This is a genomic window from Pseudomonas sp. QLc11A (assembly GCF_052112305.1).
In the GTDB taxonomy this organism is placed as follows: Bacteria; Pseudomonadota; Gammaproteobacteria; order Pseudomonadales; family Pseudomonadaceae; genus Aquipseudomonas; species Aquipseudomonas laurylsulfatiphila.
This window is the reverse complement of the sequence record NZ_JAVAJJ010000049.1, coordinates 1-555: the sequence shown is the minus strand read 5'-3', so window position 1 is coordinate 555 and position 555 is coordinate 1. Positions and strand designations below refer to the sequence as shown.

The window sequence follows — 555 nt, the reverse complement described above, 5'->3', positions numbered from 1 at the left end:
TGTCGTTGACGTCGTTGACCGTGGTGGTCACTGGCGTTTTCACCGGATCGATGGACTCGAGGTTGCCGCCGGCGGCCGATTTAATCGACTCGGTCACGGTGGTCGGACCTTGGTAGACGTCGTTGCCGACGCTGACCGGCAGGCTACCGGAGCTCTGGCCTTCAGCGATGGTGATCACCTTGCCGCTGTCGAGGGTCACGGTGACCGGACCGTTCTGCGCGGTAACCGGTTTGCCTTGGGCATCGGTCAGCGTCGCGGTGTAGGTGATGGTGCCGTTTTCATCCACGCTCGGGGTGGCGGTCAGGGTCACCGTGGTGGTGTCGTTGACATCGTTGACCGTGGTGGTCACTGGCGTTGTATTTGGCGACACCAATTCCAGGTTGCCACCCACCGCGTCCTTGATGGATTCAGTGACGGTGGTCGGGCCGGTGTAGACGTCGTTGCCCACGGTCACTGGCAGGCTGCCGGAGCTCTGGCCTTCAGCGATGGTGATCACCTTGCCGCTGTCGAGGGTCACGGTCACCGGACCGTTCTGCGCGGTGACCGGTTTGCCCT

Annotated in this window: 1 protein-coding gene; it reads right to left on the bottom strand. The window is 62.9% G+C overall.

The window, feature by feature from the left end; translation table 11 throughout:
* The coding region (locus tag Q8X48_RS29825) for an immunoglobulin-like domain-containing protein (protein WP_407802667.1) at positions 1-555 on the bottom strand (555 nt) is incomplete at both ends.